This is a genomic window from Microbacterium sp. 10L49 (assembly GCF_056395125.1).
Map to the genome: position 1 here is coordinate 125,257 of NZ_JBFTIW010000002.1, position 15,033 is coordinate 140,289.

General features: G+C 69.0%; 15 protein-coding genes. 4 read left to right on the forward strand and 11 right to left on the reverse strand.

Annotated features, from left to right (window positions below):
* Window positions 1–57: 57 nt before the first annotated feature.
* A complete protein-coding gene (locus AC1DCT_RS05195) occupies window positions 58–1,446 on the forward strand; it encodes a DEAD/DEAH box helicase (protein ID WP_477427873.1) in 1,389 nt (462 codons plus the stop codon).
* A 91-nt stretch (window positions 1,447–1,537) separates the two neighbouring features.
* Here AC1DCT_RS05195 and AC1DCT_RS05200 read toward each other — a convergent pair whose 3' ends face one another.
* The 6 genes from AC1DCT_RS05200 to AC1DCT_RS05225 all read right to left on the reverse strand — a co-directional run bounded on the left by AC1DCT_RS05200 (window position 1,538) and on the right by AC1DCT_RS05225 (window position 5,926).
* Complete coding sequence (locus tag AC1DCT_RS05200) at window positions 1,538–2,833, reverse strand: citrate synthase (protein ID WP_440734543.1); 1,296 nt, start codon at window positions 2,831–2,833, stop codon at window positions 1,538–1,540.
* Between the two features lie 144 nt (window positions 2,834–2,977).
* The gene (gene dapC, locus AC1DCT_RS05205; RefSeq protein WP_477427875.1) at window positions 2,978–4,090 is read right to left on the reverse strand and encodes a succinyldiaminopimelate transaminase; all 1,113 of its coding nucleotides are present in this window, start codon (window positions 4,088–4,090) and stop codon (window positions 2,978–2,980) included.
* A 4-nt stretch (window positions 4,091–4,094) separates the two neighbouring features.
* Window positions 4,095–4,415, reverse strand: coding sequence for a ferredoxin (gene fdxA, locus AC1DCT_RS05210; RefSeq protein ID WP_045272231.1), 321 nt, complete (start codon window positions 4,413–4,415; stop codon window positions 4,095–4,097).
* Between the two features lie 9 nt (window positions 4,416–4,424).
* A complete protein-coding gene (locus AC1DCT_RS05215) occupies window positions 4,425–4,853 on the reverse strand; it encodes a histidinol dehydrogenase (RefSeq protein ID WP_440734545.1) in 429 nt (142 codons plus the stop codon).
* A 9-nt stretch (window positions 4,854–4,862) separates the two neighbouring features.
* The gene (locus AC1DCT_RS05220) at window positions 4,863–5,177 is read right to left on the reverse strand and encodes an AzlD domain-containing protein (protein ID WP_440734546.1); all 315 of its coding nucleotides are present in this window, start codon (window positions 5,175–5,177) and stop codon (window positions 4,863–4,865) included.
* Window positions 5,174–5,926, reverse strand: a complete 753-nt coding sequence (locus AC1DCT_RS05225; protein ID WP_441976241.1) for an AzlC family ABC transporter permease — start codon at window positions 5,924–5,926, stop codon at window positions 5,174–5,176. Before AC1DCT_RS05225 ends, AC1DCT_RS05220 begins: the two co-directional genes overlap by 4 nt.
* A gap of 65 nt (window positions 5,927–5,991) precedes the next feature.
* Between AC1DCT_RS05225 and AC1DCT_RS05230 the strand changes: the two genes are divergently transcribed.
* Entirely contained in the window at window positions 5,992–6,540 is a 549-nt protein-coding gene (locus tag AC1DCT_RS05230; RefSeq protein ID WP_440734548.1) for a helix-turn-helix domain-containing protein, read from the forward strand.
* Window positions 6,541–6,643: 103 nt separating this feature from the next.
* Here AC1DCT_RS05230 and typA read toward each other — a convergent pair whose 3' ends face one another.
* Window positions 6,644–8,557 (reverse strand): translational GTPase TypA, encoded by a 1,914-nt coding sequence (gene typA / locus AC1DCT_RS05235; RefSeq protein ID WP_440734549.1) that lies wholly within the window; start codon window positions 8,555–8,557, stop codon window positions 6,644–6,646.
* A gap of 117 nt (window positions 8,558–8,674) precedes the next feature.
* Here typA and AC1DCT_RS05240 point away from each other — a divergent pair, with 117 nt between their 5' ends.
* On the forward strand, window positions 8,675–9,472 hold the full coding sequence (locus AC1DCT_RS05240) for a CPBP family intramembrane glutamic endopeptidase (RefSeq protein ID WP_477427877.1): 798 nt from the start codon (window positions 8,675–8,677) through the stop codon (window positions 9,470–9,472).
* 253 nt (window positions 9,473–9,725) lie between these two features.
* Window positions 9,726–10,700, forward strand: a complete 975-nt coding sequence (locus AC1DCT_RS05245) for a hypothetical protein (RefSeq protein WP_477427879.1) — start codon at window positions 9,726–9,728, stop codon at window positions 10,698–10,700.
* A 124-nt stretch (window positions 10,701–10,824) separates the two neighbouring features.
* Here AC1DCT_RS05245 and AC1DCT_RS05250 read toward each other — a convergent pair whose 3' ends face one another.
* Genes AC1DCT_RS05250 through AC1DCT_RS05265 form a run of 4 tightly spaced genes read right to left on the reverse strand, consistent with a single transcriptional unit; the run spans window position 10,825 to window position 14,939 of the window.
* A complete protein-coding gene (locus AC1DCT_RS05250; RefSeq protein WP_441976244.1) occupies window positions 10,825–11,400 on the reverse strand; it encodes a PH domain-containing protein in 576 nt (191 codons plus the stop codon).
* Between the two features lie 5 nt (window positions 11,401–11,405).
* Window positions 11,406–13,079 carry a dipeptide ABC transporter ATP-binding protein gene (locus AC1DCT_RS05255; protein WP_441976245.1) on the reverse strand — a complete coding sequence of 558 codons (1,674 nt, stop codon included), beginning with the start codon at window positions 13,077–13,079 and terminating at the stop codon, window positions 11,406–11,408.
* Window positions 13,076–14,020 carry an ABC transporter permease gene (locus AC1DCT_RS05260; protein WP_440734554.1) on the reverse strand — a complete coding sequence of 315 codons (945 nt, stop codon included), beginning with the start codon at window positions 14,018–14,020 and terminating at the stop codon, window positions 13,076–13,078. Before AC1DCT_RS05260 ends, AC1DCT_RS05255 begins: the two co-directional genes overlap by 4 nt.
* Window positions 14,010–14,939, reverse strand: coding sequence for an ABC transporter permease (locus AC1DCT_RS05265; protein WP_440734555.1), 930 nt, complete (start codon window positions 14,937–14,939; stop codon window positions 14,010–14,012). Before AC1DCT_RS05265 ends, AC1DCT_RS05260 begins: the two co-directional genes overlap by 11 nt.
* Between the last annotated feature and the right edge of the window lie 94 nt (window positions 14,940–15,033).

A 15,033-nucleotide genomic window follows, 5' to 3' on the forward strand; every position in this document is an offset into this window, starting at 1 on the left:
GACACGTTCATTGCGACGCCCTGACCCCGTGGCCGGACACCGGCCCAGGAGACACCCATGACTTCCTTCCTCGATCTCGGCGTGCCCGCGCCCCTGGCCGCCGTCCTCGCCGCCGATGGCAAGACCGAAGCGTTCGCCATCCAGCGCGACACGCTGCCCGACGCCCTCGCCGGCCGTGACCTGCTCGGCCGCGGACGCACCGGCAGCGGCAAGACGATCGCCTTCGCCCTTCCCCTAGTCGCCCGCCTCACGGGCTTCAAGGCCCGCCCGCAGTACCCGCGCGGACTCGTGCTGGCGCCGACGCGTGAGCTCGCCTCGCAGATCGCCGCGACCATCACCCCTCTCGCCCAGGCGGCGAACCTCCGTGTCGCCACCGTTTTCGGCGGCGTCAGCCAGCGCCCGCAGGAGGACGCGATGCGTCGCGGAGTGGACATCCTCGTAGCCTGCCCCGGCCGCCTCGAGGACCTCATGAAGCAGGGCGTCGTGCGTCTCGGCGACGTGCGCGTCACCGTGCTCGACGAGGCGGACCACATGGCCGACCTCGGCTTCCTGCCCGGCGTCACCCGGATCCTCTCGGCCACGCCGTCCGAGGGTCAGCGCCTCCTGTTCAGTGCGACGCTGGACAACGGCATCGACGTGCTCGCCCGCCGCTTCCTCACCCGCCCGGTGAGCCACGAGGTCGACGAGGAGAGCGTGCCCGTGGGTGAGATGACTCACCGCGTGCTCGAGGTCGCCGACGCCGACGCCAAGAAGACGCTCGTGCAGACTCTCGCCTCCGGTACGGGACGCCGGATCCTGTTCACCCGCACCAAGCACCAGGCGAAGAAGCTCGCCAAGGCGCTCACGGCCGCCGGCATCCCCGCCGTCGACCTGCACGGCAACCTTGCCCAGGGCGCGCGCGAGCGCAACCTGGCCGCGTTCTCCGCCGACCCGGCGGACGGCGGCGTGCGCGTACTCGTCGCCACGGACGTCGCGGCCCGCGGCGTGCACGTGGACGACGTCGATCTGGTCGTGCACGTCGACCCGCCCGCCGAGCACAAGGCGTACCTGCACCGCTCCGGCCGCACCGCGCGTGCGGGCGCCGCGGGCACGGTCGTGACCGTGCTGCTGCCGGAGCAGCGCCGCGACACGAAGGACCTCCTGCGCAAGGCCAGGATCAGCGTCGACATCGAGCCGGTCTCGCCTTCCTCCGCGGCCGTCGCGGAGCTGGTCGGCGAGAAGGCCGCCTTCGTGAAGCCCGCGCCGATTCAGCCGCCACAGCAGCAGCGCCCCGCGAAGAAGAAGCCCGCGGCGTCCGCCCAGCCGCGCGGCCAGCGCCAGGGCCAGGGCCAGGGCCAGGGCCAGGGATCCCACCGCGCGCCGCGCCCGCTCGGGGTCGGCGATACGGTTCCCTCGCGTCGCCGTCGCCGGTCCTCGCGCCCGCAGGGCACCTCGACCGCGCGCTGACCGTCCTCACCGCGGACAGCGGCGGAAACGAACAAGAGGGGGGATCCGATCCGGATCCCCCCTCTTTCGTCGTCGTGCGTCGCCCGCCCGGTCAGGACCGGCGGAACTCGCGCTCCGGCGAGCCCGTGTACAGCTGCTGCGGGCGGCCGATCTTGGTCTGCGGGTCGAGGTTCAGCTCGCGCCACTGCGCCAGCCAGCCCGGCAGGCGGCCGATCGCGAACAGCACCGTGAACATGCGCGTGGGGAAGCCCATCGCCTTGTAGATCACGCCGGTGTAGAAGTCGACGTTCGGGTACAGGCGACGCTCCTGGAAGTAGTCGTCCGCAAGCGCCACCTCCTCCAGTTCCCGCGCGAGATCGAGGAGCGGATCCGTGACGCCGAGCTCGGCGAGCACCTCGTCCGCGGCGGCCTTGACCAGCTTCGCGCGCGGATCGTAGTTCTTGTACACGCGGTGCCCGAAGCCCATGAGCTTCACGCCGTCTTCCTTGTTCTTCACGCGCTCGACGAAGCGCTGCACGCTCTGGCCCGATTCGCGGATCTGGCCGAGCATGGTCAGCACCGCCTCGTTCGCGCCGCCGTGCAGCGGGCCGGAGAGCGCCTGGATGCCGGCCGAGACGGAGGCGAACTGGTTCGCCCCCGTCGAGCCGACCAGCCGCACCGTCGACGTGGATGCGTTCTGCTCGTGGTCCTCGTGCAGCACCAGCAGCAGCTCGAGCGCCTTGGACATCACGGGGTTGATCTCGTAGGGCTCGCTGTGCACGCCGAAGTTGAGCTTGAGGAAGTTGTCCACGAAGCTCAGCGAGTTGTCGGGGTACAGGAAGGCCTGGCCCACGCTCTTCTTGTGCGCGTACGCCGCGATCACCGGGAGCTTGGCGAGCATCCGGATCGTGTTCAGCTCGACGTGCTCGGGGTTGTGCGGGTCGGACTCGTTCTCGTAGTAGGTCGAGAGCGCCGCGACGGCTGACGACAGCACCGCCATGGGGTGCGCGTTGTCCGGAAGCGCCTGGAAGAAGTGCTTGAGATCTTCGTGCAGCAGCGTGTGCCGGCGGATCTTGTCATCGAACTCCGCGAGCTCGGAGGCGCTGGGCAGCTCGCCGTAGATGAGCAGCCACGCGACTTCGAGGTAGGAGCAGGTGTTCGCGATCTGCTCGATCGGGTACCCGCGGTAGCGCAGGATCCCCTGGTCACCGTCGATGAACGTGATCTCCGACTTGGTGGAGGCCGTGTTCACGAATCCGTAATCGAGGCCGGTGTGGCCGGTCTGCCTGGTCAGGGTGGAGAAATCGATGCTGGCGTGCCCGTCGGTGCCCTGAAGGATCGGGAACTCCGCGGTCTTGTCGCCTACTGTCAGCGTCGCCTTCGTAGGCCGCTCGCCCGCTGCGCTCACGCAGACCTCCTCATGCGTCTGTCTCGTGTGGGGGATGCGCGATCGGCGCCGATGGGCCCGCGATCGCGTCGCTCATACAGCCTAGTCCGCGTGCGCACCTACTGTGAAAACGACCAAGAGTGGCGCCGAAACACCTGTGGAATGCTACAAAGCTGCCCCGCGCAAGCGCGCCGCGGCCGCCTCGATCCGTTCGAGAGGCGCGGTCAGCGAGAGCCGGACGTGCTGTGCGGAGTGGTCGCCGTAGAAGGGTCCGGGACCCGCCAGGATCCCGAGATCGGCGAGCGCGCCCATGGATTCCCACGCGTCGCGGCCCTGGGTGACCCACAGGTACAGCCCCGCCTCCGAGCCGTCGATCCGGAAGCCCGCGTCGAGGAGCGCCGGCCGCAGCACGTCACGGCGCTGCCGGTAGCGCTCCTTCTGCACTGCGACGTGCTCGTCGTCGCGCAGCGCGACGGCCATCGCGTGCTGCACGGGAGCCGGCGGCATCAGACCGAGGTGCTTGCGGGCGGTGAGGATCTCCCCCACCACGCGGGCGCAGCCGGCGACGAAGGCGGCGCGGTAACCGGCGAGGTTCGACTGCTTGCTGAGCGAGTAGACGCTGAGCAGACCCGCTCTGGTGCCGCTTGTGACGCGCGGATCCAGCACCGAGGGCACCGGCTCGCTCGCCCACGGCCCGTCCCAGCCGAGTTCGGCGTAGCACTCGTCGCTCGCGAGGATCGCGCCCAGCTCACGTGCGCGGCGCACGGCCGCGGCGAGCTCGTCGACGGTCCAGGTGCGCCCGTCCGGGTTGCCCGGGGTGTTGATCCAGATGAGCTTGGCGCCCTCCGGCCAGCGCGCGGGGTCGTCCTCGCTCACGACCGTCGCGCCGGCGACCTGGGCGCCGACGGCGTACGTCGGGTATGCGACGCGCGGCTGCACCACGATGTCGCCCGCGCCGAGCCCCAGCAGCGTCGGCAGCAGTGCGACCAGCTCCTTGGAGCCGATCGTGGGCATCACGTTGTCCACGCGCAGGTCGGGCACGCCCCGGCGTCGCGCGTACCAGTCCACGATCGCCTCGCGCACGGCCGGGGTGCCGACGGTCTGCGGATACGAATGCGCGTCGGTGGCCTCGGCGAGGGCATGTCGGATGATCTCGGGGGTGGGATCCACGGGGGATCCGATGGCGAGGTCGACGATGCCGTCCGGGTGCGCGGCCGCACGCCCGCGGAACGGGGTGACCGCGTCCCAGGGGTAGTCGGCGAGGTCGCGGACGCTCACCGCGCTACTCGCCCTGCGGCGGGAGAACGGCGATGACCGGGTGGTCGTGATGGATCACGCCGACCTTGGCGGCGCCGCCCGGGGATCCGATCTCGTCGAAGAACTCGACGTTCGCCTTGTAGTAGTCCGCCCACTCCTCGGGGAGGTCGTCCTCGTAGTAGATCGCCTCGACGGGGCACACGGGCTCGCAGGCGCCGCAGTCGACGCACTCGTCGGGGTGGATGTACAACGATCGCTCACCCTCGTAGATGCAGTCCACGGGGCACTCGTCGACGCAGGCACGATCCTTCACGTCGACGCAGGGAAGAGCGATCACATATGTCACGGACCCAGTCTACGACCCGTCGGCGGGCGCTTCTTCCGCCATCCGCGCACGGGCCGCCTGCTCCTGCTGGAGACGGCGGATCCGCGAGAAGTCCGGCCACGCGGCGACCAGCAGCACCATGCCGGCGATGGTCCAGGTCCAGGTCACGCCCAGCAGATCATTCGGCACGATCACCGATCCACCGGGTCCGCGGCCCGAGATCACGACCATGCCGGCGAGCATGCCGAGCCCCGTCGCGAGCGCACCCCAGCGGTCGTGCAGCAGCAGCCGCACGGCGAGGAGCATGCCGCCGCAGGCGATCGCGCCGAGCACCAGCCCGACCCACGGGAGCCCCCACACCGAGGTCGAATGCGTCACGGTCGTCGCCAGACCGAACACGGCGCCGACCACGAACAGAGCCACCCACGACAGCGCTCTGCTGAGCCACGTTCCACGCACGGCTCGAGCTTACGCGGCCCACCCTAGGAGCCGCAGGAGAGCCGCGACGACAGCGGCGGCGATCACCACGACGAGGAACGACTGCCGCAGCGCCAGCAACCCCGCCGCGACGAGCACCGCGGGCACACGAGCGTCCACCACGATGTGCGGGCCCGCGGCCAGCGTCTGCACGGCCACGAGCGCGGCGAGCAGCGCGACCGTCAGCAGGTCGGTGATCCGCGCGGGCCGCGGCGCCTCGAGGACGGACGCCGGCACCAGATAGCCCGCGCCCTTGAGCGCGAGGCAGCCGATGGCGGCCAGCAGCACGGCGTTCCACAGGGTCATGCCGACTCCTCCCCCGCCGCCGGGCCGGCGGCCTTCGACCCGAACCAGTTGAACCAGCCGACGACGATCGCCACGAACGCCGCCACGAGCACGGGCAGCCCCGGGATCAGCACCGGCGTGAGCGCCGTGGCGACCGCGGCGGCCGCGATGCCGACCGCGATGGCCTGCCGCGTGCGCAGACGCGGCCACAGCAGGGCGAGGAACGCCGCCGCCGCAGCCGCGTCCAGCCCATAGGTCTTCGGATCCCCCAGCACGTCTCCGAGCAGCGCGCCGAGCAGCGTCATCAGATTCCAGCCGAGATAGATGCCGACTCCGGTGATCCAGAATCCGACGTGGCGCGCCCGCGGCGAACGCTGTGCGAGCGAGACGGCGGTGGACTCGTCGATCGTGAACGGAGCCGCGAGCGCGCGCCGCGCGGCACCGCGGCCGATCACCGGAGACATCCGCATGCCGTAGGCGACGTTGCGGACTCCCAGAAGCAGTGCGGAGGCGATCGCCGCGGGCGCGGCGGCGAGCCCGCCCGCCCCGATCACGCCCACGAACGCGAACTGCGATCCGCCGGTGAACATCAGCAGGCTCAGCACGCAGGTCTGCCACACGTCGAACCCGTTCGCGACGGCGAGCGCACCGAACGAGATCCCGTACGCGCTGGTGGCGAGGGCGACGCCGATCGCCTCCCGGCGCGCGACGCGCACCTCGGCGACGGCGTCCTCGGGGTCGCGGTCGATCGTTCGCTCCTCTGAACGCATGACGATCATTCTGAACATCTGCAAATCGTTTGTCAAGGCGAACGAACGTTTGGAATACTGGCCGCATGGATGATCTCCGCGCCCGCATCTCCCGGTCCCTGCGTCGCGAGCGCGAGGCGGCGGGGATCTCCGTCTCCGAACTCGCCCGCCGCGCCGGGGTATCCAAGGCCACCGTCTCGCAGCTGGAGAGCGGATCCTCGGGGCCCAGCGTCGAGACCCTCTGGGCCATCGCCGACGCCCTGGGCGTGCCCTTCGCCGCCTTCGTGGAGGAGCGCACGAATGCCCCGACCCTGATCCGGGCCGGCGAGCACGCCGGCGTGCCGTCGGCTGCCGCGCCGTATCTGGCCACGCTCATCGCGGCCTGCCCGCCGGGCGCCCGTCGAGACCTCTACATCATCCAGGCCGAGCCCGGCGAGCCCCGCCGCTCGACGCCGCACCACGTCGGCACCACCGAGCACGTCGTGCTGATCAGCGGGCGCGCTCTGATCGGCCCTTCCGAGGCGGCCGAGGAGCTGCACCCCGGCGACTACCTCTCCTATCCCGGAGATGCGTCGCACGTGTTCGAGGCGCTCGAGCCCGGGACCTCCGCGGTGCTCATCTCGGAGCTGCGCTGAGCCGCGCCGCACGCTGCACACGGTGCGTGCGCTGCGTGCGAACGCCCGGCACGCGAAACGGCCCGTCTGCCGGAGCAGACGGGCCGTTCGGACCGGCGTGGGGTTACGCGTTGGCGTCCTGGCGCTTCAGGCGCGCGGTCTCGCGGGCGCGAATGGTCTGGTCGAGTGTCACCTTGCGAATGCGCACGACCTCGGGCGTGACCTCGACGCATTCGTCGTCGCGGGCGAACTCGAGGCTCTCCTCGAGAGTCAGCAACCGCGGCGGCGTCATGGACTCGAAGTTGTCGGCCGTGGCCGAACGCATGTTGGTGAGCTTCTTCTCCTTGGTGATGTTCACGTCCATGTCATCGGCGCGCGAGTTCTCGCCGATGACCATGCCCTCGTAGACCTCCTGCGTGGGCTGCACGAAGAACGACATGCGCTCCTGCAGGGCGATCATGGCGAACGGGGTGACGACGCCCTGACGGTCGGCGACGATCGAGCCGTTCTGACGCGTGGTGATCTGGCCCGCCCAGGGCTCGTAGCCGTGCGAGATCGCGTTCGCGATGCCGGTGCCGCGGGTGGTGGTGAGGAACTCGCTGCGGAAGCCGATGAGACCGCGCGAGGGGACGATGAACTCCATGCGCACCCAGCCGGTGCCGTGGTTGGTCATGTTCTCCATGCGGCCCTTGCGGTTCGCGAGGAGCTGGGTGATCGCGCCGAGGTGCTCCTCCGGCGTGTCGATCGTGAGGTGCTCGAACGGCTCGTAGGTCTTGCCGTCGATCTTCTTCGTGACCACCTGCGGCTTGCCCACGGTGAGCTCGAAGCCCTCGCGGCGCATGTTCTCGACGAGGATCGCGAGTGCGAGCTCGCCGCGGCCCTGCACCTCCCACGCGTCCGGGCGGCCGATGTCGACGACCTTGAGCGAGACGTTGCCGATGAGCTCGCGGTCCAGGCGGTCCTTGACCATCCGGGCGGTGAGCTTGTGCCCCTTGACCTTGCCCATCAGAGGCGAGGTGTTGGTGCCGATGGTCATGGAGATCGCGGGGTCGTCGACCGTGATGGCCGGGAGCGGCCGCACGTCCTCCGGATCCGCGATGGTCTCGCCGATCGTGATGTTCTCGAAGCCGGCGATCGCGACGATGTCGCCGGGGCCGGCCTCTTCGGCGGGGTAGCGCTCGAGCGCACGGGTCTTCAGGAGCTCCGTGATGCGGGCGTTGCTGGTGGAGCCGTCGGAACGGACCCAGGCCACGGTCTGGCCCTTCTTCAGCGTGCCGTTGAAGACGCGCAGCAGTGCGAGGCGGCCGAGGAACGGCGAGGAGTCGAGGTTGGTGACCCACGCCTGCAGCGGAGCCTCATCGTCGTACGCCGGGGCCGGCACGTGCTCGAGGATCGCCTCGAACAGCGGCTCGAGGTCGTCGTTGTCCGGCAGCGCACCGTTCTCCGGCCGGTTGCGGGATGCGGCTCCGGCGCGACCGGACGCGTACACGACCGGCACATCGAGCAGCGCATCGACGTCGAGGTCGGGCACGTCGTCGACGAGGTCGGACGCGAGGCCCAGCAGCAGGTCGTGCGCCTCCTCCTCGACCTCGGCGATGCGAGCGTCGGGACGGTCGGTCTTGTTCACCAGCAGGATCACCGGGAGCTTGGCCTCGAGCGCCTTGCGCAGCACGAAGCGCGTCTGCGGGAGCGGGCCCTCCGACGCGTCCACGAGCAGCACGACGCCGTCGACCATGGACAGGCCGCGCTCGACCTCGCCGCCGAAGTCGGCGTGACCGGGGGTGTCGATCACGTTGATCGTGATGTCCTTGCCGCCGGCGTGCTCGCCCTTGTAGGTGATCGCCGTGTTCTTGGCGAGGATCGTGATGCCCTTCTCGCGCTCCAGGTCGTTCGAGTCCATGGCGCGCTCTTCCATGTGCTCGTGGGAGCCGAAGGATCCGGTCTGGCGGAGCATGGCGTCCACGAGCGTGGTCTTGCCGTGGTCGACGTGCGCGACGATGGCGACGTTGCGGAGATCGGAACGGAGGGCGTGCGCCATGAAGGAATCCAATGCAGCTGGGGTTTCGCCCGGGATTCCGGACTCTTCAGGATACATCACCGCTCCTGGGCATCCTCTGCGGGGCGCATGCATACCGCCTCGCCGTACGCTCGACCCATGAGGATCGCCCTGCCCCCTCCCCCGCCTGACGCGCCGTCGCGGGCGCGGATCGGGTGGGAGATCGCGATCGTGCTCGGCCTCGGTCTCGGACAGTCCGCGGTGTACGCGATCGTGCAGCTGCTGGATCGCCTGTCCCTGTCGACGCCGCTGGCGGATCAGACGGCGACGCTGAACCCCTCGCAGTCCAGCCGCGAGCTGTTCGACCTGCTCTACCAGTTGCTCGGCATCGGGTTCTCCGTGGTGCCGGTGCTGCTGGTGTGCTTCCTGCTCTGGCGCCCGGTGCGCCCCCGCCTCGGCGCGCTGGGCCTGGACGGAACACGAATCGGCCGCGACGTCGGAGGGGGTCTCCTGCTCGTCCTCGCCATCGGGATCCCGGGGCTCGCGCTGTACGTGCTCGGGCGGATGAACGGCTGGTTCGTCGCGGTGGATCCGGGGGCGCAGAGCGCGTATTGGTGGACCGTCCCGGTGCTGCTGCTGTCCGCGGCTCGGGCCGCGGTGCAGGAGGAGTTCGTGGTGCTCGGCTACCTCTTCGCCCGGCTGCGCCAGCTCGGCTGGGGTCCGTGGACGATCCTCCTCGCCACGTCCGTGCTGCGCGCGAGCTACCACCTCTATCAGGGACCCGGTGCGTTCATCGGCAACCTCGGGATGGGGCTGCTGTTCGGCTTCCTGTTCCTGCGCACCGGCCGGCAGCTGCCGTTCCTGGTCGCGCACTTCCTCATCGATGCGGCCGTCTTCGTCGGCTACCCCTGGGCGGCGGCCATGTGGCCGGCCCTGTTCGGCCTGCCGACGCACTGACTCGGCGCCGTGCGTCTGGCTGGCGCCGGCCGGGCCCCCGGATCCCGAATCCAGATCCGCGATCCGGATCCGCGAGACTCCAACTGAGTAACGAGACTGCAGGCCATGTGCGAAGTCTCGTTACCCAGTTGGAATCTCGCGGCCAGATGAGGAGGTCCTTGATCGGTTCCACACAGACGCGCGCCTGCGGGAACTGTGCACCGACTGCGGCCAGCAGACTCCGAGGGACCGCCCCGAGCGGCAGGATCGGCACATGCTGAACGCCGGAATCACACCGCGACTCGCCGCCCCACCTCTTGAGTTGCTGCGTTCCAGCGAGATGGTGAGCTCCACTGTTCTCCTTCGGGCCTGGCGCCGCGGTGAAGTCGTCCGGGTGATCCCCGGTGTCTTCGCCGAAACATCTCGATGGAGCCAGATCCCGCCCTGGGATCGCTATCTCGCCCGCGCGTATGCCGTCGCGCTCACCCACCCCGCCTCAGTATTCTGCGAGATCACGGCCGCCGCACTGCGAGGAGTCTTCCTTGGGCGCCAGCAGGATCCGATTCTCATCCTGGATCCTGATCGCACCAGCAGGATCTGCGGCCCCGTACGCGTACTCACGTCCGCGGATGCCCGAACGATCGATGAGATCGACGGGATCCTTCTCACCTCTGCCGGCGACACGATCGTCGATGTCGCCCGTACCGTAGCTCCCGCTGCTGGTCTGGCCTATGCCGATGCGCTGCTACGCCGTTCACGTGACCTCGCTCCGGCGCAGCTGCCTGCGATCAACGAGTCGCGCCTCTCCTCGCGCGGTCGACGCCGCGCTCGTTGGGCGCTCGCGCGGGCGACAGGCGTTCCGGAGAGCCCTCTCGAGTCGCTCAGCCTCGCAGCGATCGAAGGTGCTGGATACGAACTGCCCGAGCTCCAGGTGACTTTCGTGACTGACGGCATCGCGGACCGGGCCGACTTCTTCTGGCGATCGCGCAATCTCGTCGGCGAAGCCGATGGCGACGTGAAGTACACCGGAGAGTTCGGTGATCCTGCCGAGGCGATCCTGAACGAGAAGCGCCGCGAAGCGCGGTTGCAGCGTCACGTCGCCGGGCGCATCCGTTGGGGTTGGTCCGAGCTGCGCGACATGGATCCGTTCCTCGAGATCCTGGGCACGGCGCGGGTCCCCCGCGTCGCCCCGGCAGATCCGTTCATGCTCGCCTCGCTGCGCGACGCGCTCCGGGCGCGAACCCGCTAAGCACCGCGAGACTCCATCTGAGTAGCGAGACTGCCGTTCAGACTTGCTGTCTCGTTACTCAGATGGAGTCTCGCGGTCAGTAAGGTACTCAGGACTTCGGGGCGCGGCCGGAAGCCGAGCGACATCAGCGCGTGACCACGATCGCGATCACGGCTCCGACCGCGATCACGACGAGAGCGCCGATCGCGGGCCAGTCCCAGCTGCGCCGGATCGGCGCATCGGCGCCCACGCCCGCGGCGCCTTGCGGGCGCTCCACGGCGTTCTCCCAGCGAGTGCGCACCTCGGTGAGCGCCTGCAGGCTCTGCGGCACCTTGACCTCGCCCGAGCGCCTGCTCAGCCGCGGCGACTGGATGCGTCCCGGGCCTCCCCAGCACGCCAGCTTCCGGCCGTCATCGAGCGCGAAGTCCAGCTGCCAGCGCAGGTCGAGCTCGGTCACCCGGCGCCAGCCGAAAGTCGTGCGGCGCAGGAAGTTCTGCACGGTCGCGCCGTCCTCGTCCACCCGCACCAGGGAGACCACGCTGATCACGTAGATGAGCCACAGCACCAGCAGCACCCACGGCGCATACAGCAGCATCTGCGCCCAGCTGCCGCGCACCACCGCATCGCCGAGCAGGAAGACGGCCAGCACGGCGCACACCAGGAGCACGGCGATGCCCGTGGAGGCGCGGTACGTCCGCGCCCCCACGGGCATCTGGTCCATCGAACTCACGCGCTGCGACCGCCCAGGGCGATCGAGACGCCAGGGATGGCCTGGAGCAGTCGCTCCGTGTACTCCTGCTGCGGGTTGGCGAAGATCTCGTCCACCGTGCCCTGCTCGACGAGCTTGCCCTTCTCCATCACGCAGACCAGGTCGGCCGCGACGCGCACGACCGCGAGATCGTGCGTGATGAACAGGTACGTGAGGTCGAGCTCGCTCTGCAACTCGGCGAGCAGCTTCAGGATCTGATCCTGCACCAGCACGTCGAGCGCGGAGACCGCCTCGTCGAGCACGACGATGTCGGGCTTGAGCGCCAGTGCACGCGCGATCGCGACGCGCTGACGCTGACCGCCGGAGAGCTCGTTCGGGTACCGCGTCGCCAGCTCGCGCGGGAGCGAGACCTGGTCCAGCAGCTCGAGCACGCGCTCCTGGCGAGAGCCCTTGTCACCCACGCCGTGGATGTCCAGAGGCTCCGAGATCGTGTTTCCGATGTTGCGCAGCGGATCCATGGATCCGTACGGATCCTGGAACACCGGCTGCATGCGCCGGCGCAGCGCGAGCGTCTCCCGCCCGGAGAGGCTGGAGATGTCGACGCCGTCGATCGCGATCGAGCCCGAGGTGACATCCTCCAGCTTCAGCACCATCTTCGCCACGGTCGACTTGCCCGAGCCCGACTCGCCGACCAGCGCCAGCGTCTTGCCCTTGGGGATGTCGAACGAGACCGCGTCGACGGCGCGGAACGGGATGCTGCGGAACTGACCTTGACGGATCTTATAGTCCTTGGTCAGGTCGCGCACGGACACGGTCGGCGGGATGCCGGCGATGTCCTCGCTGGTCTCGATGCCCTGTCGCTCGTGGACCGCCTGGATGCGCTGCGACGCGATGCTCGGGGCCGCGGCCACCAGCTTCTTCGTGTACGGGTGCAGCGGGTTCTCCAGGATCTCCCGGCTGGGCCCGGCCTCGACGATCTCGCCGTTCTGCATGACGATGATCTTCTCCGCGCGCTCGGCCGCGAGGCCGAGGTCGTGCGTGATCAGCAGGACCGCAGTGCCCTTCTCCTTCGTCAGCGACGCGAGGTGATCCAGGATCACGCGCTGCACGGTGACGTCGAGCGCCGATGTGGGCTCGTCCGCGATCAGCAGCTTCGGGTCGGCCGCGAGGCCGATGCCGATCAGCGCGCGCTGGCGCATGCCGCCGGAGAACTGGTGCGGGTACTGGTGCAGACGCTTGGAGGCGTCCGCGAGTCCCGCCTGCTGCAGCACCTCGACCGCGCGGGCCTCGATCTCCTTGCGCCCGGTGGCGAGACCGTTCGCACGGATCGCCTCCTTGACCTGGAAGCCGATCGACCACACGGGGTTGAGGTTGGACATCGGGTCCTGCGGCACGTAGCCGATCTCGCGCCCGCGGATCTTCTCCATCTGACCCTCGGTGAGCCCGGTCAGCTCCTGACCGTCGAGGGTGATGCTTCCCGCGGTCACATGACCCGTGCCGGGCAGCAGATTGACGATCGCGGATGCGGTCGTCGACTTGCCGGATCCGGATTCGCCCACGATGGCCAGCGTCTCACCCGGGTACAGCTCGAGGTTGATCCCGTGCAGCACCTCCCTCGAGCCCTTCTGGGTGTCGAAGGCGACCTTCAGGTCGCGGATCCGGAGCAGCGGAGTGTCGGTTGATGCACTCATCGGCGAGCCCTCGCTCTCGGGTCGAGGGCGTCTCGCACGAGCTCGCCCAGCATGATGAACGCGAGCACCGTGATGGTCAGCGCGATCGACGGGTAGATGAGGGCCATCGGCGCCACCCGCAGCGACTGCTGCGCCTGGCTGATGTCGTTGCCCCAGCTCATCGTGTCGCTCCCGAGCCCGACGCCGAGGAACGACAGCGTCGCCTCCGCGACGATCGCGGCTGCGAGGCTCAGCGTGGTGACGACGAGCAGCGGTGCGATCGCATTCGGGATGACGTGGGCGATCAGGGTGCCGAACCGCGACTTCCCGAGCGCCCTCGAGGCCATCACGAAGTCGGCCTGACGCACTCTCAGCACCTCGGCGCGGACCACACGGGCCGTGGAGGCCCAGGCGAATCCGCCGATCGCGAACGCGAGCGTGAACACGTTGCGGAACTGCGCGAACACGCTCATCACGACGACCGCGGCGAGGATGTAGGGGATCGAGAAGAAGATGTCGCCGACGCGGGACAGCAGCCCGTCCAGCCAACCGCCGTAGAACCCGGCCAGGGCGCCCATGATGAGGCCGATGACCGACCCGATGATCGTCGCGATGAGACCGACGGAGACCGAGGTGCGCGCACCCCACACCGTCCGCGCGTAGATGTCGCAACCCTGGAACGTGAAGCCGAGCGGGTGCCCGGCGGCAGGTCCTCCGTTGGAGTCGGACAGCTGGCAGTTGCTGTTCGGCGGGGTCTGCGTGAACAGCGTCGGCCAGAGGGCCATCAGCAGGACCACGAGCACGATGACCATGGAGATCCAGAACATCGGCCGGCGCCGCATGTCCGCCCAGGCATCGCGCCACAGGTTCGAGGGCTTCTCCGCGATCTTGACGACGTCGACGGCGATCGTGCCGTCCTTGATGGGTGCGACGTAGTGCGTCGCGCTGGTGTCACCGGACATAGCGGATCCTCGGGTCGAGCAGGCCGTAGAGCATATCGACGACCAGGTTGACGAGCACGTAGATGATCACGAACACCGTCACGAAGGACACCACGGTCGAGCCCTCGTGCTGTCGAATGGCTTGGAAGAGAGTGTTGCCGACACCGGGGATGTTGAAGATGCCCTCGGTGACGGTCGCGCCCACCAGCAGCACGCCGAAGTTCGTCGCGGAGTTGGTGATGACCGGGATGAGCGAGTTGCGCAGCACGTGCACGGGGATGACCCGGCGCCGCGGCAGGCCCTTGCTGTACGCGGTGCGTACCCAGTCCTGGTTGAGGGTGTCGATGACGGATCCGCGCATCAGACGCATGCTCACCGCGTAGAGGCTGAGTCCCAACACGATCGCGGGCAGCCACATGTCGCCCCAATCGTTGGTCGCGCCGACAGTGGGGCTGAACCACTGCAGCTTGACCGCGAGGAAGTACTGCGCCAGGAACGCGATGACGAAGATCGGCAGCGAGATGAAGACCAGCGAGATGACCAGCATCGTGTTGTCGAAGATCTTGCCCTTGCGCAGCGCGGAGAACGTTCCGATGATGATCGCGAGCGTGAACTCGATCCCGATCGCCATGACGGCGAGACGGCCCGTGACCGGCAGCGTCGCCGCGAGCACGTCGTTCACGGAGCGTCCGGAGAACGTGGTGCCCATGTCGCCGCGGAAGATGCCGGTCAGGTAGTACCAGTACTGCACGATGAACGGCTGATCGAGGTGGTACTGCGCGACGAGCGCGTCGTGCAGCTGCTTGCTCGGCTGCTTGTCTCCGAAGAGCGCAGCGATCGGGTCGCCTGGCATGGCGAAGACCAGGAAGTAGATGAGCAGGGTGGCCCCGATGAAGACGGGGATCACCTGCAAGAGGCGTTTGAGGATGTAACCGACCATTCGCCCCTCCTTTCAGATGAGGAGGCGCCTCGGGAACCCAGCACGATCCGTGCGGGTGCGACGCCTCACTGAGAATCGTGGCACGTGTTCGACG